We start from the raw sequence: 18,848 nt of genomic DNA, 5'->3' as shown, positions 1-18,848 counted from the left end.
CCCGGCCAGTCGGCCGCCCATTACGCGCGTGTTACCCCGGGTAACACGACGAGCACGCCGTTAGTTGTCACTGAAAGTCTATCTTTGAGGAGCCTGACATGGAGCCATCGTCCAGCGCTATTGACCCATCTGCCGACGCCTTCGCACGCTCTTCGTCGTCGCCGTTTGCCGATGGCTATGACCTCGACGCAGAGCGAGTGATTCTCGCGCACCTCATTGTCGAGGGCGATCCTGATCCGGCTGATCCGCTGTTCGGGCGTTATCAGTTGCTTCTCGAACGCGAGGAGGCGCTGAATCACATGCGCGAGGCGCACGCATTGCGACAAGGCAGCGATCCGCTGGTACGCCCGCACGAGGCGCAGGCCATCAGCCGAATCGGCCAGCTCGGCAGCGACGGCGTGGACCGCATGCGGTTGCATACTCGGGATGCGATGCGGCTCTTTCTTGGTCGATCGATCGCACCCGGCGAGCAGGGCCATCCGATGGCAGGCGGTCGCCGCGTGGCCGCGTCCCTGCGCGCGCTGTGGGCGCTGTCGGGCAACGACAATCCGTACGCGGACTGGAAGCTCATCGAGATTGCGGATCGCATAAGCGGCATTCGGCACGCGAACGAACTCGAGCAGCAGCATGCGCGCCAGTTGCTACATGCCGCGCGCGAAAAAGGCCTCGAGTATTCGGTGCTGCAATCGCGCGAACCTGCACACGTCTCGCTCGAGTTCGGCTCGCCATACGGTTACATGATCGTCATGCTGCTTGTCGAGCTCGACTATCTGGTGCGACTCGTGCGTTCGGCGGTGTTGCGCGACCTGATGTCGTCGACAGAAGGCTTCCGGCGCATCGGCTCGGCCAAGCACCGGTGCCTGTCCGTGTTCCATTTCGCGGTGCACTGCCAGCGCGTGCTCACGCGCGCCGAACTGCTGCCGCTTTCGCGCGTCGACTTCCTGCCGAATGCAGATGCTGCCGCACGCGAACGTGTTGAAGCGGCGCGCTCGCTGCTCGGTGTCTTGCCCCGGGACGTCTTTACCGGCGCGCATGAGCCACGTCACAGCCGGCGGCGCGTGAGCCGCCTGTCGGATGCGGAACTGCGGCTGCTCGACAGTGTGCCGCTGTCCGGGGACGACGCGGTCGCGGAAGCTGCATCAGAAACGTTGGTGCAGTGATGCGAGGACTGCGGCAATGATCAACCGACCTTCGGATCTGGATCGACGTTCAAAGGCATTTAAGGGTAAGGGAAGCGGCGGCCTTGGGCCCGCGATGGCGTTACCTGTATCACGGATCGCGGGCGACGCCGGGATACGCGTGTTGCTGCGTTCATATGAGCACTGGCTCGAGGAGACGGTGACCGAAATGCAGACGCTGGCGCAAGAGAGCGCGAGCGCTGGGCTCGACGTGTCGATGCGCTGCGTACGGATCGCCCTGGCGAGTGGCGCGACGCGCCATCGCCTCGACTGGTTCGTCCGCGGCAAGCCTCATTCTGTTGCGTGGTCGCGCGCGAAGGGCTGTTTCAATGGTATTCCCGCGCCGCTACGAACCTATCTGACGCAGTGCCAAGTACGTGCGAAGGAGCTCAACGCGCTCGAATCGGTGTTCCGCTATGCCGCGAGTCAGCTCGCGATGTACCTGGAGCACGGCACGGTGAAAATTCGGCGCAGCGATGAGGCGTGAGACAGGTGCGGAGTTTCGTCCGCGTGTGATTGGCGGACATCGGGCTGACGCAGGGCACCCGAATAAAAGAAGCAGGAGTGGACAGCGCGTGCGATAGACAGGGGCAATCCTTGATGAACGGAGTCGGGAATGGGAATCTATGCAGAACTCGTTGGTAACGTGCTGGCATCGCCGACGATGAAACAGGTCAACACCGCCAGCGTCACGCGCCGCATTGTCGAACTACGCGTGATGTCCGCCAGTTACCGACGGCTTGAGGACGGCACGCTGGAGCAGCGCGACGGACGGACGTTCCCGGTCGACGTGACCATCTGGAACGAACGCCTCACCGAGCGAGTGCTTCAGCATATCCGGACCGGGGCAAGTGTCGTCGTGCGCGGCGACTTCTACGTCAGCCCCTGGATCAATCGCGACAACGAGGCGGACGCCGGCGCGCATATCGACGCGGAGTCCATTTCGCTGAACCTCGTGCGCATCGAACAGGTGGTGTATCGGCCGCGCCAGTCGCGCGAAGGTGAAGTTTCCGCCGGCCCATCACGGAGCGAGGGCGGGGGCGAGCAGGAGGGTTCGGCCAATGACGTATCGAATCCGTCTGAGTCGACCTCGGAGGGAGAGTCCCCTGCTGAGGACCCAGTGGATGACACGGCATCCCCAGGGCAAGCCGCGAGCCGGCGTTCGCGCCGGGCGGCGCGGGCGCAAGGCCAATGACTCGCAGCGGTACTCGCGCGCCAACCGACGAGTCGACAATACGTGACGGCGCCTGTCCCACCAGGCCGGACGTCGAAGAAGAGCGCATGTTACGGGCCCTCGTGTTTGAAGGCGCGGCGCTCGCACACCGCGGCCCCTACGTTGCATGCTTTCGTGGATGGCTCGTTCGAGTTTCGCGTGAGAGTTCCTTCGACGCCGGTTACGCAATGCGAGTTACTGCTGAAATTTGTTGCCGTCATGGTGGCCTGCTAGGGCGTATCAGTTTTCTTCTGAACGTTTGCGATGCCCGTGGAGTCACTCAGCGCGGGTGATACAAGGGCGCGGACCGGAGCGGGGGCTTCGAGGGGATCGCCTATCGCCTGGTCCCGCATGTTTCTCGTTTGTCGTGCCAATGACACGGAGTGCACAAAGGCTTGTCGGCGGCAACCGGCATCTTCCGACTGTATCTGCGTCGACGGTGCCCAGCAAGGCTTGCGCGCGTACCGGCTTCGCGATACGGTAACTGGTCTGGCTTTCGACGGCTGCCGTCCACGTACCCGACAGGAAAGCTGTCGGCCAGTCTTGATTACCGAAAGAGGAAGAGGTTAATGAATAAACAGGAACTGATTGATGCGGTGGCATCGGCTACCGGTTCGAGCAAATCCATCACCGGCGAGGCGATTGATGCCGTGATCGGTGCGATTACGAACGCGGTTGTGAAAGGCGACACGGTGCAACTGGTTGGCTTTGGCTCGTTCACTCAGGGCACGCGTGCCGCGCGCACCGGCCGCAATCCTGCGACGGGTGAGGAGATCAGCATCGCTGCGGCGAAGACCGTCAAGTTCACGGCAGGCAAGGCGTTCAAGGACGCGGTCAACGGTGGCCAGCGGTAGGCGCGCTGTCCCATAAGGGGCTACCTGAAACACGGCGGTTGCTTCGCCGCGCGTCGCTACCGGATATATGGCGTGAGCACCTTGCCGACAAATGCGGAAGTGGCGTGCTGCGCGAACTGTTCCTTAAGTCGCGCGTTGAGCGTATCGCTGGACGTGCCGTTCGCATGGGCCGCGTCGGTGAGCGCGGCGTGGGCATCAAGCACATCGGCCGCCTTGATCTCATACCCGGCGCCGGCGTCGATCCAGCGCAGCGCAGCCAAGCCGCAACTCATCGCGAACGCCGGCTGCCGCTGCGCAAACTCACGTGCAGCCCGTATCAGGGTGCGTGGATCGGTCGGGCTGATCTGGATGAGCGATATCGCGAGGTCGAAGAGTCCCGCGTCCTTCGCGGCAGCGAACCATTTGCCTTCCGAACCCGGCTCGCTGTCGATGAGGTCCTGCAGGATCGTAGCCTTTGACAGTCCGGGATACTTTTTCACGATTGCACGGAAGGTCGCGAGGTACGTCCCTGCGCGGTTAGCAGCGATCGCATACCGCTGGTAGGCTTCGACCGTCATGCCGCTGGCGAGCAGGATCGTCTCGCAGGTGAGGGCGATAGCACTTTCTGGTGTATGGGCATCACGCGACTGCTCGGCATAACGTAGCGCGTCTGCGGGCCGGCCGAGCGCCACGAGAGCCTTCACGCCCCATTGCCGGTACGCCCACCATGTCATGCGCGCGGAGTCGACGAGCGCAAGAAGTTCGTCGAACCGCAGCGCGACGTAAAGCGCACTCAGGCACGCGGTTGTGCCGACAAAATATCCACCCTGGCCGTCGGGGCCCATCACACGCGCCGTGATGGGCAGCAGCCTGTCCGCCCATGCGGCTGCCATATCCCGTGTCGCACAAAGTTCACCCCATGCGTCGGCAAGGCGCTCGATATACGGTATCTGGTCTTCCTGCAGTGCTTCGAAGAGACGTTCCAGCCACGCCTGTCTGGTCGGAAAATCCACGTTTGCGGCAGCAATCACGGGCACCAGTGCATCGATGGTCCGGTTGACTGCGGTGCCCATCGCACCGGACGAGCTGTCGACCTGTTCCAGTGCCGGAGACAGTCTCTCCACCAGCAACACCGCGCCGTCGGCGGCAAGGATGGCATCATTGCGCGCCGCTTGCCGGATCTCCGCAGCGGCTTCCTTCAGGCGCTGGATCGGCAACGCGGATTTCCAGCCGAAGGCGTTACGCCGGAAACGGGCGGCGAAGGTCCATCGATGTGGGTTCTTATGTGACATCGCGGGCTTTCAACGTTCAACGGGTTTTCATGTAGAGCCGATAGAGCGGATCGTGGAGCTCAAGCAGGTCGCGGCGGCTATCCATCAACTCGTGATGACGGCCTTCGCGCTCGAGCGCGAGCAGCCGAAGCACCAGTCTTACCGCACGCTCAGGCTCGGTGTCATGACCGGGTTGCGCCTGCTTCAGCAGTGGAGCGAGTCCGGTTTTCTGAATTAGCGCCCACGCGGGAAACCACGCCAGGTCTACGACATCGCCGCTTCCGTCAAACGACGCGTCGAATGCCCTGCGCAGGGTATCCAGCGAACTGTCCTTGAGACGCGAGAACAGGGTATCGAAACGCGTGGGCGCAAGCCAAGCGAGTTCGGCCAGAAGCGGCCAGGCGGCTTCGAGACAGTCGATTCGGTACCGGCATTCGGCCATCCACATCAGCGGCGCAGGAATGCGACGCCAGGATTCGATGCGCATGACGGCGGATTCCGCGGCTTTCCAGTTGCCCGCTTGCAGGTAGAGCGAGGCGGCGTGCGCATCGGGCTGACCCGCACGGAACGACAGACCCGCGGCGCGTTGCGCGAGTTCGTTCCACAAGGGCGCCAGCCATGCGATGGCGCCGCGCTCTCTCATCAGGTCACTCGCCGAGGGGTGGACGCGGGTCAGGAGCGTCTCGCGCTCGTACAGTGCGGCGCCGTGACTCCCGAAGGGTCTGCTGCAACGTGCTTCGAGGGCAGTCACGAGCGTGTCCAGTGCCACGAGCGCAACGTCGTCAGGGTATTCGTGCGCGAGGATCTGCAGCGCGTCGCGGGCGACTGCGGCATTGTGGTGTTGCAATGCTGACAGGACATCGTTGCGCAGCATCACATCACGGCTGTCGTCAAAAATATCGAGTTGCATGGGTGGTGCTCAGAAGAGCTGGTCGCCAGAATGTGCGAGGTTCGCCCACTTCACGACACTCCTTAACGGGCGGCCGTCTTCGAGGATGGACTCAATGACGGCGCGCTGGCCGCTCGCCTCGGCCACCACGCGTACCATCCTGTCCTGGTAGCGCATCAGCGCACCGATTGGTGGGCACACGGATCGCTTTCGTCTTCGGTCGGCTTTCGGCATCAGGACGGCTGGGGCGGAACGATGGACAATTATCCCACGCCTGTCTGCGGCAACAGTAGCTACCGGTTCACCGCACCCAGCAATGGCGTACCGGACAGGCGGGCGACGGCGGCGATGCCTTGGCGCTGGATGTGTGCGAGCGCGAGGTCGGAATCGAACCAGCCGTTGGACAGGTTGACGAGCACATCGGGCGATTGCAGCAGCACGCGCCAGTGCGGCCACCACAGCAGATCCTCATAGCAGATCGAGAAGGCCACGCGTTTGCCGGCGACCGTGATGTATGGTTGCATCAGGCCGCCGCGGATCGCACTAATGGACGCGCCGGGGCGCCATAGCGCCGCGGGCACCGGCTGGCGACTATCGATGCGCCCGTGGCTGGCGCCAACGATGACTGCGCTATCGGTGTACCGGAACGGCGTGGCGGACACGGTCAGGTCCATGCCGATGATCAGCGTTCGCTTCGCCGTAGCCAATGCCTGCATGTCGTCACGCCACCAGTAGTCCATCGCCGGGCGCCACAGCCCCATAATTTCCTCTGGCAGGACGATGACGGTGGCGCCTGCGGTGAACGCGCGTCGTGTGATGGCTTGAACCTGTTGCGTTCGAACGTTGAGCAACGCGTAGCTGGACTGATCGAACCGGCCCAACTGTGTGTCGAGTGCGACCCACCCGGACGGTACAGTTGGCGTGCTCACCACACTGTGCGCGACGGCGGACAGGATCACCAGCAGCGCTGTGACATATCTGACGGGAGATCCGTGTGAGATAGAGGCCACGCACGCGATGGCGGTCACACCGAGCATCAGGCCCGGCGCCTTCCAGCTAGGAAACAGGGTGCTGGCGACGTATGCCGGCGATAGCCAGCCGATGATGCCGAGTGGTGGTACGGTCACCAGCACGGTCGCGACAGCGGCGCACAAGGCGTAGCGTGCGGCGCCCGCATTCGGCTCCGGCTTGAGCACGGCCCACGGTGTCGCGAGCACGCACGCCTGCGCGATCCAGAACAGGAAGCCGAGCATAAGCGCTTCGGCTCGCGTCAGCTCCCCATAGCCGGAAAAGAAGCGCATACACACGAGGGGAATATCGCGCGCGCCAGCGAGGTAATAGCCCATCCAGATCGCGAGCGCCGACGCGCGTCCCCGTGCGCGCGACCATACGGCTGGCAGGAGCAACAGGAGCACCTGCCAGTGCCCCGGGTACCATGCGGATAGCGCCACGATCGCGCCGATGGCGGTCAACGTCGCACATGCAAGGCTGCGTGGGGGAGATCGAACAGGTGCCCGCGTCGGCGGAAGAAGTGGGGGCCGCGAAAACATGGGTCCGCAGGAATGCACAAGTTAGCGGCACGGTCGATGCCGGCCGCGCTTCCCCAGTGTTGCGCACGCTGCACTGTCGAGCATAGGACAACTTTTTCGTTCGCGCGACGTCGAGAGAAAAGGCACCGACACAAAAAAGGGCTCTTTGCGGAATGGCGAGGAACGCAGAGAGAAGCTGTCGGCGTTCGTTTAGGGTTGTTCTTCGTCTAGGGTTCAACGGCCGGGATCCGCCTTTCGATGTGGCGGGTGCGCTGACTCTTTCAAGCCTGGAACCGGTCGTTCGGAGGGCCATGCCGGCCACTGGAGATTAATTCGTTGGTCATCCGGTGGTCCTCGAACTTCGCCTTTTCGAAGCAAAGCGGATAATCGGCGCGAACGAGGTTCGCAGAAAATGCTTTCGAACTTGAAAGGTGGAGCCATGGAGAAACCGCGGGAAGAATCCCAAATTCTTGAGGACTTGGCCGCCCTAGCTGCATCGCCTGGATACGTTCATGCAGTCGCACGCATCTGTCATCGCGACAACGTCATCCCCATCGAGGGCAAGCTGAAGTCGTCCGACATGGACCGGTTGTTCAGTAGGGAGCGGCTGATTCGGACGGAAGTGACAACGCTAATAGGCTTGATGGCCAAGAAGCCGTTAGACCTATCTCCTTTGCCGTTTGATGTGATCGAGGGCTACGTCGAACGCACCGATGTCCTCATGCAGGAGCTTCACAACGCGATGTCCTACCCGATGTTCGCGGCTATGATCGAGGCGGTGAAGGGTGGGACCGAGCCGCCAGACCCGTGGCATGGCCCGGGGATGCGAGAGCCCATCTTCTATGGCACTGAGTCGGCCTACACCTTTCAGTACAGGGACCTTGTGCCCGAGAAGTACGGGGCCGATGACGACTGGATGCTCAAGGCCAAAGGCTTCACCTCCAGCCAAGCGAGGACCATCGCCAAGACGATGTGCGCGTTGATGGACGAAAAGGGGACGCGGCTCTTCGAGGACGCTAGAACTGCCAAGGCCCAGCCGGAGACCTGGCTGTCCGTGTTCGAGTTCTCGTTGGATGAAGTGGCGTTCCGCAGTAGAGTTGCGCAAGACGTCGCTGAAGCGTTCTTCCGCGCTTTCCTCTATACGGGAAACAATGCGGCGTTCGAAGAGGTAGGTGATTTCAATGAGGTCGCCGCCCGGCCGCTGCTTCCGACTGACCGCGGGACAGTGTTGCTTTTCTCGCACTACGCCATTTACGAAGCTCTGTATGAGTCTCCGTTCTTCTGGATGTGGGACGACAAACCCTATCGCCCGGCGGCCGCCAAGCACCGCGGCGCCTTCACCGAGCAGTTCGCTGCGCGCCGGCTAGCCGGGGTCTTCGGCCGCGAGCACGTCCATACGAATGTGAATCTGCATCGTGGCAAGGACATCGTGGGTGAGGTTGACGTTCTGGTCATTTACGCGGACCGACTCATCATCGTGCAGGCGAAGTCGAAGAAGCTGACCATCGCGGCGCGCAAGGGAAATGACAACCAGCTGAAGGCGGACTTCGCTGCCGCCATCCAAGATTCCTACGACCAGGGTTGGACTTGCGCCAACGAGATTCTCGCTGGTGGATGTCGCTTAGTGGACGACAAAGAAAAAGAAATCGACTTGCCCCCGAGCATCAAAGAGGTCTTCCTGTTCAGCCTCGTGTCAGAACACTATCCGGCTCTGGCCTTTCAGGCGAGCCAGTTCCTAAAATTCCAGACCACCGCTGTCATCCGACCTCCGTTCGTAATGGACGTGTTCCTTCTCGACACGCTGACGGAGATGCTGACGACACCGCTGCGACTCCTGAGCTATGTGAAGCTGCGTGTGAGCGTCTCGGACAAACTGATGAGCGGGCATGAGCTGACCGTGCTCGGTTACCACCTGAAGCAAAATCTCTGGCTGGATGAGGAGTACGACAGTGTCATCCTCGAGGACTCCATCGCGCAAGACCTAGACACGGCGATGCTGGTCCGCAGGGATAACCAGCCAGGGGACGCCACGCCGGTTGGCATTCTCACGAAGATGCGCGGAACGCGCTACGAGCGACTCGTCAAGGAGATCGAAACCAAGGCGGACCCGGCAACGCTAGAACTCGGGTTCCATCTGCTTTCGATGGACGAAGATTCGTGTATGAACGTCCATCGCGTGCTCGAGATCATCACGCGGCAGACTCAGCTCGACGGGAAGCGACACGACGTGACGCTTGCATCGAGCACACCACCGTGCGGGGTTAGTTTCCATTGCAATCCAATGCCGTCTCCCGAAGCGATTGCCGTGCTGGAGACCCACTGTGCCAAACGCAAGTACCGGCAACGTGCAGCGCAGTGGTTTGGAGTCTCCGTGGGCCCGAATGGCGAAATCCAGTTCGGCGTTACTTTGGACTTCCCGTGGGAAGCCTCCGATGAGATGGAGCGGCTCACAGCCGACATGAAGTCGGCATCTCAGGTGCGCGATGTTCTTCCCCAAGTAACTCGAAAAGTGCGCTCCACAAAACTCGGTCGGAACGAGCCGTGCCACTGCGGCAGTGGGCGCAAGTACAAGAAGTGCTGCTTAAGCTAATCCGGCGCGCCGGTCCGGCTGAACCAAAAAAAGGCGCCCGGTCCCGGAAGGGATCAGGCGCGTCGCTTTGAACGGGAGCGAAAAGGAAGGAGACCTTCAGGAGCGTGGGGCGACAGCGTTGATGTAGAGGTAACCGGTGTCGGCTTCGATCTGGAGATCGAAGCCTTCGGCGATCACGCGGTCGAAGAACGCATCGTCGCGATCGAGATACTCGACGAAATCATCGCCGCCGAATTCCGCCTGGGCGCGTTCCCACCAGTCGGCGAATGGCACCGTATCGGGATTGCATTCGACAGCCCACGCGATGATCCTGCTACGGCCGTTTTCTATTTCGCCTTTCTCCGACAGCATGTAGACGCCGTGATCCTTGACCAACACGATTCGACATTGCTGTGTGCGGGCTTCGGAGATGACGGGACGCAGATCAGCGGCCAGGAAGTGGATCATGATGAATTCCTCCATGAGGGATGGGGTGGGAGATGAGGTTCCCGGTTATTCCTGACTCACCAGTTGCCGCGCGAGCGCAACTTCGATGCTCTCTCCGCCCTGATTGAGGATGTCGAGACCGGACTCGGGCATGTCGCCGGAGGTGGACTGCGAGACGGCGATCTTCTGTCCCATCAGCTTAAGACACCGCATCTGCGCGGTCCCCTCGTACCCGAGAAAACGCACTGTGACGTCGAGCGTCTGACCAATACGCCAGCTGCGGCGTGCGGCCTGTTGCAACGTATAGACGTTGTAGCCCGACTGAAGAAAAGCAATCGTCGGGAATTCGAGCAGATCTAGCCCGGTCTTGACCAGCTCCGGGTTTGTGATGATGACCTCGGCGCCGCGTTCGAGCTGGTCCGCGATCCAGTCCTCGCGCTTTTCAGCAGGGACACTCGCACGGAGCACGGATGCCCTGACGCCCACTGCATCGAAGAGGTTCTTCAGCCGCACCGACGTATCGCGCGTGCCGGTATAGGTCGTGTAGACCAGCGTGCGCCGGCGATTCAGCCGTTCGCCGCGCACGAGACGCAGCAACGCTTCCTCCTTAGGACCGGGCTGGTCGTCGCGCAGCAATGCAGGCACGCTGGCGAGGATGCGCTTGGTGCGCGGATGACGTACGAGCTCGGGCCGAAAACAGCATTCCGGCCATGCAAGTAAAGCATTGAGCACCACACCGAGCAGGCTCTTGTCGCCGCAGCGTAAGGCAGCGCGCAGTTCCGATGTCAGCGTCGACTCGAGCGCACGATAGGCCGCCGCCATGTCGTCGGTCATTGCGACCGAGAGCAACGATTCGTCGTAGGGCGGCAAGACATTCTGGCCGATCTGCGAGAGCTTCAGGAAGGCGGTATACGGCACGACGTACCGCATGATGCCCTTGGGGCCAAAGCCCGGGCCTTTCACCGTCGAGACGCTCTTGCGGTCGCCCTTCGCGGTGCGGTGTGAACCTTCGTCGACCTGCCTGTGAATGTCGATGAGTACGCCATGCTCGCGCATGAACGCCATCGTTGCGGCCGCCATCGAGCCGTTGCTGTTGTAGTTGAAACCATCCTCGATCAGCATGGACGGATTGAGCCGATAGAGCAGGTGATAGAGGTCGTCGGCGTAGCCGCCCATCAGCGTGCCGGTGAGCAGCAGCGTTTTCGAGGCCTTGCGAGCCAGCACACCCATGGCCTGTCCCTGGGCGGAGTTCTCGTTCTTGTATTCGTGGCCTTCGTCCGCGATCAGCAGACCGAAGTAGCCCTGAGGAAGATAGCGTTTGACAAATTCAGAGGCCTGATAGCCGCCCTGTCCGAACGAGATTTCGGTATGGGCGAGCGCACGCTCCATGCGCTTGGCCTGCCGGTCCGAGAATACAAGCTCGCCGCCGTCGTCCATCAGATTGATGAACTCGTACAGATTATCCTGCAGCATGTCGGCCAGCATCGACTCGCCAAAGCGGGAAAGCAGCCGCTCGGCGGTCTTCTCGCCAACGGTCGGCATCTGCAACAGCGCGCCCTTCACCAATTCGCGCATCGTTCGCGTGCCCTGGCCTTTGGGCGCGAGGGTCCATAGCCGCTCACCGCAACCGCACGCCCGACGCTTTTCGTTGAGTGCGGGGCGGGCCAGAGTGGGCGTCAGTGGATTGCCGTCTTCATCGCAGACGAACTCGCCGCACGAGGGGCAACAGGCAAAGACGCGCGTGACTGCATCGGTCTCCATGTCAAGAGTGGCGACGCGGCGCGCAAAGGCGGGCTTCCAGTCGAAGCCCATGCGCATACGCACGCGACCGAGAATGAAAAATTCCGGCACCGTTGGCTTCGAATGCATGACACGCAGCTGAAGCAGCTTGCGCAGCGTGTCAGGGCCGTTGAGAATCCAGACGCGTGCACCCGGTACCGTCGTTTTGATTTCGCGTCGCCATTTGTAGACGAGATGCGGTGGCGCGATGACGAGCGTGCGCGGATAACCGGCGTGATGCAGCAGGACCGCGACGCCGATACCCATCAGCGTTTTTCCGGTGCCCATTTCTGCATTGATGACACCGCCTGGCACGTGCTGCGTGAGCAGCGTCGTGATCGCATGGATGACCTCGCGTTGCGCCGGAAACGGCTGGCGCGAAAGTGCATCCAGTAGCGCGTCCCAGCGTTGTGGACGCTGGCCATCATAGATTGACGGATTCTGCTGGCGGACAGCCTCCAGCAGTCCGGCACCGAAGTTCGCAATGAAGTCCGGCAGGGCAATCACGTCACGAGACTGATTGCCGCTCACCAGATCGTCACCGGGGGTGTTGCTATCGATGACAGCGAGTTGTAGATCTTCCATGATACGTCTCCATAAGACGCGGGTCGCACGTTCCCCTGGCGGGACGCGTGAGTCCCGCAGGTTGGGGGAAATGTCGGGGGCCGCAGGTGCGGCTCGTGCGGTCTGGATGAGTGCTACTGCGCGTCAGTCGAGCGTGAGCTTTGCTCTGCTGACGAATTCAGAGATCGCCTTCGCGAACGTGTCGGGGAGCGTGACCTGCGAAGCGTGGATGCGCCCGACAGGCGCATAAGGCGCGTCGCCGAGATGGGCGACGAGCTGACTGCCAAGTGCGTCGAGCACCGGCGTACGCCAATGCGGCAGCAGCGGTATTGGACTGAGCTGTTCGATCAGTGACCAGACGCGGGCCTGCAGGGACTCGTCGTCGTGCACCTGCGTTTCGCGATCGACCAATAGCCATGCCGAGCCTGCGGCTCTCGATGGGGTAAGGAGCGACTCGTCGTAAATCCAGGTATGGACGAGGTTGCCGAACAGGTTGTCTTTCGGCAGGCGACCGCTGTACTTGTCCAGCCGCCGAGGGTCACCGACGGGAACGGCCGCAACCGGCTGGCTGTTGTCGGGATCGAGCAGCGTGAGCTGCCGGATGCCGCCTTCCTGAATGCCCAGGTGTAGCGAGGCATACAGCTGCTGAACGGCGCCATCGCGTCCGAAGACGGAGACGAAGACGAGTTCGCCATTGGGTGCGCGCACGCAGGCGTCGACGAAGATGTCCTGCAATTCCTTGATGGGATACAGCATGGGGGTGCTCCAGTCTGAATGTCCGGCGCACCCACCGGGTGCGGACCCGGGCCGGTTGGGGAAAATTCCGAGGCTTCGCGAACGAAGCTGCAGCCGCGCAGACGAAGGCGCCGGAAGAAAGCTGCGGGTGGTGCAAAGGTGCCGCGTGACGGGCGACAACGGATCTGCGGCCGGCAGATCAGCGGAAATGAGGGCTGCGAATCACGCTTTCCCCGAACGCCGTATGGGACGTTCCGGGAAAGCGCCCCATTCGAGGGGCGCACAGGGATGTCCGGCAATGGACTCGCGAGTCAGCAGGCATCCAGCGTGCCCAGCAGTGCGCGGAGATCACGCGCCTGCCGGGCGGTGACCGTCATCGGCACCAGGGCATCGGGATGCCACGCTTCGATTGCCGCTGCGACCGGCAACCGTCTGTCGGCAAGCCGTGCGAACGCGAGCAGCCGATGCGCAGCGGCATGGAGTCTTACTGCGCGTACCGAGACATCGGCTGCTGGCCACGTTGCGACTGACGTGGCATCGAAGTTGAGGACCTGCCCGTCAAGCTCGTCGTAATCGTCGTAGAGCAGCGGCATGTCCGGCGTGTCGTCCCACAATGTCCCGGCGTCGAATGCCGCACGGGCGATGGCGCAAGCTGCGTCGGCGCTGGCAGCCCGAATGCCGACGACGACGCGGTGGGTATGGTCAAGGCTGTAGCCGACCATGAAGGCAGGCAGTGCCTGCCAGGTGAGGCTCATCTCATTCATGACATGGGTGTCCTGGAGGTGCGGTAACCCGTCCCTGCGGGGCGTGGCCCCGCGGGGTTGATGAAGGTGATCCGGGCTAGCGGATCGTGACGATCCGGCCCAGGTTCGGGCCGGGGGTGAAGTCGATGCCCGCGATCGTCGGAACGAACCGGTCCCGCATCAGGATCGTGGTCCGGATATCGCCCTTGTCGGTTTCCTCGATCTGGACTTCCTGTTCCTTCTGCTTGATGGTGTCGCCGCGGATCAGCAGGCGCGTACCGTCAGCACCAGTCACCACACCCGTGATCTGCCCGGCTGCGAGCGCGAGCGCAAGATGCCAGTCGGAAAGATCACGTAGCGGACGCCGCGGCGTGACAGCCTTCGTCGCGAACATCGTGGCGAATTGCGGCCACAGCGTGGCGTGTTGCAGGCGTTTCAGCTCGTGTTCGAGCTGCGGCGCATCGATCCGTGTCGACATGAAGGCGTATTCGCCGACCAGCGAAGGGATGCGGTACGGCACAGCGGTCCAGCTCACCGGCAGTTCGGGCGGCATTTCGCCTTCATGGATGCGCGCCAGGCGCGCGGCCAGTGCGGTGTCGACTCCATCTGCCCGGCGCTTGACGCCGAAAAGCACGAGCTGTTTGAACGTCTGGTCGGGCGCGAGGAACACCTCGACCTTTGTGAAGTTGCGGGCAATCATGGTGGCGAACTCGCGGTCCATCACGTAGTGCGGCACGATCAGGACCAGCACGCCGCCGAATGCGAGCCACGGGACCGTCTTGAGGTAGAAAATCTTCTCGAGACGATCCGGCTGATGCTCGCCCGTCTGCGCCTTGTCGGAGACAACATCGCCGTACGGTGGATTGAGGAACAGCAGTCCCATGCTGCGGGCCGTGATGAACATGTCGTGGACGTCGGTGTGCGCGACCGTATCGAGTACGTCCTTCGCGTGCCATGCACGCTCGCGATCGTACTCGACGCCAAACGCACGGGCCGCATCGGGCATCGTGGAGTGCGCAACAAGCGCAGCCCTAAGTTCCTGCAGCGCGACACCTTCGCCGCAGCAGGGATCGAGCAGCCGCACGGGGCGATCAGGATCGGACAGCGCGAGCGCCGGCATAACGCGCGCGAGCGTAACGGCGTCGGTCGGAAAGTACCCGTTCTTCACATAGTTTCTGGCGAGGCGGGGAAAGATCAGGGCCATACGATTCTCCTTTGCGTCACGGGTGTGCGGTCGCTGTGACGCCTTGGCACACCGTCGATGGATGGGAATCAGGCTTTCAGCCAGGTCTGGCTGGAGGCCTGGAAGGCGTAGCCAAATGCGCGAAGCTGGTCGCGCTGCTGGCGGAATACGCCGCGGTCGACGGTTGGATCGAGCTTCACCGGCTCCCCGGCGACGATCGCATCGGCCAGTTCGGTGCCGAACAGGTCGGGCAGATACAGCTCGCCGGAATCGTCGCCGGTTTGCGCGGACGCCGGCGTTTCGTCGGCATGCGCGGCGGCTGTGGCACCCGGTGTGCGCTCCTCGTCGACGGGGTCCGGCTCTGTCGAGGCGGGCTCGCGCCCGGTCTCGCTGAACGGTTCGTCGTTGTCGAGCTGCACATCGGCGAGCCTCGCGCGGATTTCGACGGTGACCTTGCCGTACCACACGTAGCTGTGCGGATAGATCTTGTCGATCAGAAAAGTGCCGGTGTAGGCGCCGGGCTCGAACTGTTCGAGCACCTTGTCCTTGACCTTGAACTCGCCGACGGACGTCGTGAGTTCCCCGACCTGGAACGGGCCGTTGCTGCCCTTGATGGTGCGCACGTCAAGCGTGCCGGAAAGCGAAATCATGATGCCTCCACGCAGTGAGGCGGGACCCTCCCTGGCGGGCATGGTGTCCCGCGGGTTAGGAAAGATCGTGCGGATAGACTGTCGCTGCGCGGTCGGTACAGGGCACAGCCGACACGCCGAACGAAACATTGCAGGTCTTGCTGGCAGGTTTTGTTGATAGGGCGATGCGCCACCGATACGGCGAGGCAACAGCCATCGCTCAATCCCGGAAGCTCATGAACGGAGGCTTCCGGCATGTCGGCCAGGGAGCGCGATGCGTCACCCGACGGCATGGATGCGTCAGCCCGCGCGTTGCGGACCGCACTCGTCGGCGGTGCGCTGCTCGACGATATGACGGAAGAGGCGAGGGGGAAACCTGAACAGCCGGCCGCCGCTTTCTACGATCCACGTGCGATGGTGTCGACTCACGACCACCGCCTCATTGATCGACAGACCGCTGAGCGTCAGCACATCGCCTGGCGCGAGCGAGCGTGAGCGGGCCGCATGCCAGGCGCGAACCTGCTCGCGCCACGCGGGCGCCGCGGGCGGGACCATGTGGAGATAGGCGAGGGGGCAGGAGTAATAAAGCGGTTCCATCTGCTCGCACATATCCTTGTATCCCCAGCCTGCACAGGTTTTGTCCCATGCGAGCAGGTCGCAGCCGATGAAACGCATCGGCGCTTCGCCGGAGCGACCGATTTCCCAGACGGTCCAGAGTACGTTGCCACTCGTGCAGTGACGAAGGCAGCGACGTGTGAAGCTGTCATGCTCCTCGTCGCGCGTCAGGCGAGCGATGAGTTGCGCGCGCGTCTGCCCATGACCAAACAGCCATCCCATAATGTACCTCGCAAGGTGAGACGAGGCATCGTTCCCGTGGCGGAGCGATGCCCCGCGGGGAAGCACCGTTGATACGGTGCAAGTGATGGAAGGAAGTGAAAACGGCGATCGTGATGCCGGGGTTACACGCGTCGCTGCGCGCGAAGATCGCGACCCATGGCGCTACGAACGGAGCTGATGATGAACACGGTCCAGTCGGCGAAGTACCGGCCATCGAAGACGATGGCCCCCGAGTTGAGCATGAGCTGGATCGGCATCGTGATCTTCCCGGCAGGAACCTCGCCATCCGGTCCGACGACGACGCCCATGTCCGGGAAGAAGCGCCGCCCCTCGGGCGGATCGAGGAATTCCAGCTTGAGGTCGCGGGCCTCGACGGTGTGGCAGTAACGCAGCCGGCCAATCAGTGGTCCGTCAAACCCGGTGACGAGTGGAGATCCAAGTGGATCGTCGCGCCCGTTGAAGAGTCCGAGATAGAGGCCGTCTGGAAGACCGACGCTCTGGCTCATAAAGCGCGGCAATGTGCGCCCGTCACGGCACTGGAAAACCTGCTGCGACGGACCGTCTTCATCGACGGGCCAGTTCGCGGCGTGCACGAGCATCTCTGAAGTTCGCGCATGGTGTTTCGTTTGCACACCTGGCCAGCAACACATTTCGATGTCGCTGGGCTTTCTGACGGACGGCCGGGAGGCGAGGCAGTTACAGCTTGACATGATTGTCTCCGTGAGCGCCGCGGAGACGCGCCCGTGCGGGCTGCGTTCCGCAGGGTGTAAGAGATAGGCAGGACGTCAGTCGATCGCCGCGAAGATCTCGCGGGCTTCCGGGTGAGATGGCACAAAGGCGAGCAGCTCGTGATACAGGTCCGTGAAGCGTGCTTCTTCCGTCGACCACGCCATGGCGTTCAACGCGAACAGCGTGGCAACAATGCCTGCGGCATCGCTGCTCATTTCGCCGTCGTATCCGTTGCCGTCGCAGGTGATGGGCAGCGGATCACTGAGGCGGGGTGCCATATAGAAGGCGCCATTGGACAGCTCGACGTAATCCCAGAATCCACCATGGTACGTTGCGCACAGTGACGACATGGCCGTATAGACCGCCACTTCGGCGCGGATCATGTGTTTGCCGAAGTAGCGCGGCAGGATTTCCATGCGGCGCTCATCAGGCACGATGGTGGCCGTGATGGCGCGTGTTTCGCTGGCTTGAGTCATGACGTTCTCCGAAAAGACGCGGCGAACGGCTACCCGGGCGGGGAAGCGCATCCCCGCGAGGGTTGGACAAGGTGAGGCCCGAAGGCGTGACAGGAGGTGATTCCGGAGCCCGCGTCACGTGACGCGGGAACAGCCGTGCAGACAGTGGCACCGGAAGTGGGCTGTAAAGGTGTCGCCTCGCATGGCGACGGACGGGCCTGCAAGCTGGCAGGCCAGCAGTGATACCGTCATGCGTCATTGGCCTTCATTGGCCGTGGCTGCCCATGAGAGGCGAATGACGCATGACGCCTGGCAGTTGCATCTGCCAGGCGTGTGTCTGGGCCGGAGCAATCGGTCCGGCACAAACGGCACGGCGTGACTGGGCCACCGTGAACCCAGTGTGGATTGGGGCCGGTGCCAGCTTTCCTGAGCGTTTCATGATTCGTCGCTCGGGAAAGCCGGCGGACCGGTCATGCGAGAAGCCCCCCGCGCGGGGCGGGGGACGAGGGATTGCCGTTTACTCGGCGGTGCTGGCGGCTCGACGGGTATTGGCGTTGCCGTGACGGCGCAGTGGCGGATAGCGATTGGTACGCGAGGCAGTGCGCTCAGTCAAAGCCGAAGCTTTGCGTGGTTCCAGTGCGTTGCGACCGCTGCCGGTCTCATCTACGCCGTCCATGTCGTGCTGATCACGACCGTCTGTCGACGGCACTTGTCCGTTGACCCGCTCCGGCGCCTGATCGTTTCCGGCGTCGGCGTCGGCGTCGTCGCGTTCTTCGCTTTCATCTCGATAGACCTCCTGGCCGTCGACCTTGATCCAGAAGAGCTTGAGCAGGCGTCCCTTGAGCACAGCGCCGGTTTCGCCAGCGCGGTTGCCGGTGCGCTCGAACGTCCGGATGTAGTGATCACCCGCGCGGAATGAAACGAGGACTTTCACATCGGGATCGTTCGCGTCGTCCATCACGGAGCGGACCGCTTCCCTGGCCTTTTCGCCGGCGACGATCAGGTCGAGCGGGAGATAGACGATGCCGTTCTCGACGTTCGGATCGCCGTGAAACGCGGAAATGGCGCATGCGAGGAAGGGTTTCGCCTTGCTGCGGCCATTGCCGCTGGCGGTCACATCGCGCACGCGCGACAGATACCCGAGGCCACGCAGATGAAGATCGAAATACTTGCGGGGTTCGACTGACTGATTCATGACGATTCTCCAGAACGAAAAAAGGGAATCGCCAGGGCCCGTGTCGGGGAATGGCAATTCCCCAGACGGG

General features: G+C 62.5%; 19 protein-coding genes. 5 read left to right on the top strand and 14 right to left on the bottom strand.

Going from position 1 to position 18,848, the window contains the following annotated elements:
• Positions 1-98 precede the first annotated feature (98 nt).
• The 4 genes from PL79_RS21415 (at position 99) to PL79_RS21395 (ending at position 3,245) form a co-directional block, all read left to right on the top strand.
• Positions 99-1,160, top strand: a complete 1,062-nt coding sequence (locus PL79_RS21415) for a PFL_4669 family integrating conjugative element protein (RefSeq protein WP_044845124.1) — start codon at positions 99-101, stop codon at positions 1,158-1,160.
• Positions 1,161-1,176: 16 nt separating this feature from the next.
• Positions 1,177-1,665, top strand: a complete 489-nt coding sequence (locus tag PL79_RS21410; protein WP_044845123.1) for a hypothetical protein — start codon at positions 1,177-1,179, stop codon at positions 1,663-1,665.
• Between the two features lie 129 nt (positions 1,666-1,794).
• Positions 1,795-2,373 carry a single-stranded DNA-binding protein gene (locus tag PL79_RS21405; RefSeq protein WP_044845122.1) on the top strand — a complete coding sequence of 193 codons (579 nt, stop codon included), beginning with the start codon at positions 1,795-1,797 and terminating at the stop codon, positions 2,371-2,373.
• Positions 2,374-2,960: 587 nt separating this feature from the next.
• A complete protein-coding gene (locus tag PL79_RS21395; protein WP_044845121.1) occupies positions 2,961-3,245 on the top strand; it encodes an HU family DNA-binding protein in 285 nt (94 codons plus the stop codon).
• 56 nt (positions 3,246-3,301) lie between these two features.
• Here PL79_RS21395 and PL79_RS21390 read toward each other — a convergent pair whose 3' ends face one another.
• The 4 genes from PL79_RS21390 to PL79_RS21380 all read right to left on the bottom strand — a co-directional run bounded on the left by PL79_RS21390 (position 3,302) and on the right by PL79_RS21380 (position 6,856).
• Complete coding sequence (locus tag PL79_RS21390; protein WP_044845120.1) at positions 3,302-4,516, bottom strand: hypothetical protein; 1,215 nt, start codon at positions 4,514-4,516, stop codon at positions 3,302-3,304.
• A gap of 16 nt (positions 4,517-4,532) precedes the next feature.
• Positions 4,533-5,405: a hypothetical protein gene (locus PL79_RS21385; RefSeq protein ID WP_044845119.1), complete on the bottom strand. Its 873-nt coding sequence runs from the start codon at positions 5,403-5,405 to the stop codon at positions 4,533-4,535.
• A 9-nt stretch (positions 5,406-5,414) separates the two neighbouring features.
• Entirely contained in the window at positions 5,415-5,561 is a 147-nt protein-coding gene (locus tag PL79_RS36205; RefSeq protein ID WP_193759861.1) for a hypothetical protein, read from the bottom strand.
• Between the two features lie 116 nt (positions 5,562-5,677).
• Positions 5,678-6,856 (bottom strand): conjugal transfer protein TraB, encoded by a 1,179-nt coding sequence (locus PL79_RS21380; protein WP_235879299.1) that lies wholly within the window; start codon positions 6,854-6,856, stop codon positions 5,678-5,680.
• 469 nt (positions 6,857-7,325) lie between these two features.
• On the opposite strand from PL79_RS21380, the gene PL79_RS36675 reads away from it, so the two are divergent.
• Positions 7,326-9,503 carry a nuclease-related domain-containing protein gene (locus PL79_RS36675; RefSeq protein WP_235879298.1) on the top strand — a complete coding sequence of 726 codons (2,178 nt, stop codon included), beginning with the start codon at positions 7,326-7,328 and terminating at the stop codon, positions 9,501-9,503.
• 96 nt (positions 9,504-9,599) lie between these two features.
• Here the strand turns inward: PL79_RS36675 and PL79_RS21370 are convergent, their stop codons facing one another.
• The 10 genes from PL79_RS21370 to PL79_RS21325 form a co-directional block, all read right to left on the bottom strand.
• Positions 9,600-9,950 (bottom strand): DUF3085 domain-containing protein, encoded by a 351-nt coding sequence (locus PL79_RS21370; protein WP_082088521.1) that lies wholly within the window; start codon positions 9,948-9,950, stop codon positions 9,600-9,602.
• 45 nt (positions 9,951-9,995) lie between these two features.
• Positions 9,996-12,293, bottom strand: a complete 2,298-nt coding sequence (locus PL79_RS21365) for an SNF2-related protein (RefSeq protein ID WP_044845116.1) — start codon at positions 12,291-12,293, stop codon at positions 9,996-9,998.
• Between the two features lie 123 nt (positions 12,294-12,416).
• Entirely contained in the window at positions 12,417-13,028 is a 612-nt protein-coding gene (locus PL79_RS21360; RefSeq protein ID WP_044845115.1) for a hypothetical protein, read from the bottom strand.
• A 290-nt stretch (positions 13,029-13,318) separates the two neighbouring features.
• Positions 13,319-13,771, bottom strand: coding sequence for a hypothetical protein (locus tag PL79_RS21355; RefSeq protein WP_044845114.1), 453 nt, complete (start codon positions 13,769-13,771; stop codon positions 13,319-13,321).
• Positions 13,772-13,847: 76 nt separating this feature from the next.
• Positions 13,848-14,954 (bottom strand): DUF6094 domain-containing protein, encoded by a 1,107-nt coding sequence (locus PL79_RS21350; protein WP_044845113.1) that lies wholly within the window; start codon positions 14,952-14,954, stop codon positions 13,848-13,850.
• Positions 14,955-15,022: 68 nt separating this feature from the next.
• Positions 15,023-15,583 (bottom strand): DUF3275 family protein, encoded by a 561-nt coding sequence (locus PL79_RS21345; RefSeq protein WP_044845112.1) that lies wholly within the window; start codon positions 15,581-15,583, stop codon positions 15,023-15,025.
• A gap of 279 nt (positions 15,584-15,862) precedes the next feature.
• A complete protein-coding gene (locus PL79_RS21340) occupies positions 15,863-16,399 on the bottom strand; it encodes a hypothetical protein (RefSeq protein WP_044845111.1) in 537 nt (178 codons plus the stop codon).
• Positions 16,400-16,521: 122 nt separating this feature from the next.
• Complete coding sequence (locus PL79_RS21335; RefSeq protein WP_235879297.1) at positions 16,522-16,998, bottom strand: hypothetical protein; 477 nt, start codon at positions 16,996-16,998, stop codon at positions 16,522-16,524.
• A 186-nt stretch (positions 16,999-17,184) separates the two neighbouring features.
• Positions 17,185-17,604 (bottom strand): antirestriction protein, encoded by a 420-nt coding sequence (locus PL79_RS21330; RefSeq protein ID WP_044845161.1) that lies wholly within the window; start codon positions 17,602-17,604, stop codon positions 17,185-17,187.
• A gap of 496 nt (positions 17,605-18,100) precedes the next feature.
• Positions 18,101-18,778 carry a DUF3577 domain-containing protein gene (locus PL79_RS21325; protein ID WP_044845109.1) on the bottom strand — a complete coding sequence of 226 codons (678 nt, stop codon included), beginning with the start codon at positions 18,776-18,778 and terminating at the stop codon, positions 18,101-18,103.
• Between the last annotated feature and the right edge of the window lie 70 nt (positions 18,779-18,848).

The sequence above is a fragment of the Burkholderia sp. USMB20 genome (assembly GCF_000949135.2).
Taxonomy (GTDB): Bacteria; Pseudomonadota; Gammaproteobacteria; order Burkholderiales; family Burkholderiaceae; genus Burkholderia.
The sequence above is the reverse complement of the archived record's forward strand: the minus strand, read 5'-3'. Positions and strand labels throughout refer to the sequence as shown.

Excerpts from the sequence above, each read along its gene's own strand:
- PL79_RS21415 (WP_044845124.1), top strand. The coding sequence starts at position 99 with ATGGAGCCATCGTCCAGCGCTATTGACCCATCTGCCGACGCCTTCGCA.
- PL79_RS21410 (WP_044845123.1), top strand. The coding sequence starts at position 1,177 with ATGATCAACCGACCTTCGGATCTGGATCGACGTTCAAAGGCATTTAAG.
- PL79_RS21405 (WP_044845122.1), top strand. The coding sequence starts at position 1,795 with ATGGGAATCTATGCAGAACTCGTTGGTAACGTGCTGGCATCGCCGACG.
- PL79_RS21395 (WP_044845121.1), top strand. The coding sequence starts at position 2,961 with ATGAATAAACAGGAACTGATTGATGCGGTGGCATCGGCTACCGGTTCG.
- PL79_RS21390 (WP_044845120.1), bottom strand. The coding sequence starts at position 4,516 with ATGTCACATAAGAACCCACATCGATGGACCTTCGCCGCCCGTTTCCGG.
- PL79_RS21385 (WP_044845119.1), bottom strand. The coding sequence starts at position 5,405 with ATGCAACTCGATATTTTTGACGACAGCCGTGATGTGATGCTGCGCAAC.
- PL79_RS36205 (WP_193759861.1), bottom strand. The coding sequence starts at position 5,561 with ATGCGCTACCAGGACAGGATGGTACGCGTGGTGGCCGAGGCGAGCGGC.
- PL79_RS36675 (WP_235879298.1), top strand. The coding sequence starts at position 7,326 with ATGCTTTCGAACTTGAAAGGTGGAGCCATGGAGAAACCGCGGGAAGAA.
- PL79_RS21370 (WP_082088521.1), bottom strand. The coding sequence starts at position 9,950 with ATGATCCACTTCCTGGCCGCTGATCTGCGTCCCGTCATCTCCGAAGCC.
- PL79_RS21365 (WP_044845116.1), bottom strand. The coding sequence starts at position 12,293 with ATGGAAGATCTACAACTCGCTGTCATCGATAGCAACACCCCCGGTGAC.
- PL79_RS21360 (WP_044845115.1), bottom strand. The coding sequence starts at position 13,028 with ATGCTGTATCCCATCAAGGAATTGCAGGACATCTTCGTCGACGCCTGC.
- PL79_RS21355 (WP_044845114.1), bottom strand. The coding sequence starts at position 13,771 with ATGAATGAGATGAGCCTCACCTGGCAGGCACTGCCTGCCTTCATGGTC.
- PL79_RS21350 (WP_044845113.1), bottom strand. The coding sequence starts at position 14,954 with ATGGCCCTGATCTTTCCCCGCCTCGCCAGAAACTATGTGAAGAACGGG.
- PL79_RS21345 (WP_044845112.1), bottom strand. The coding sequence starts at position 15,583 with ATGATTTCGCTTTCCGGCACGCTTGACGTGCGCACCATCAAGGGCAGC.
- PL79_RS21340 (WP_044845111.1), bottom strand. The coding sequence starts at position 16,399 with ATGGGATGGCTGTTTGGTCATGGGCAGACGCGCGCGCAACTCATCGCT.
- PL79_RS21335 (WP_235879297.1), bottom strand. The coding sequence starts at position 16,998 with ATGCTCGTGCACGCCGCGAACTGGCCCGTCGATGAAGACGGTCCGTCG.
- PL79_RS21330 (WP_044845161.1), bottom strand. The coding sequence starts at position 17,604 with ATGACTCAAGCCAGCGAAACACGCGCCATCACGGCCACCATCGTGCCT.
- PL79_RS21325 (WP_044845109.1), bottom strand. The coding sequence starts at position 18,778 with ATGAATCAGTCAGTCGAACCCCGCAAGTATTTCGATCTTCATCTGCGT.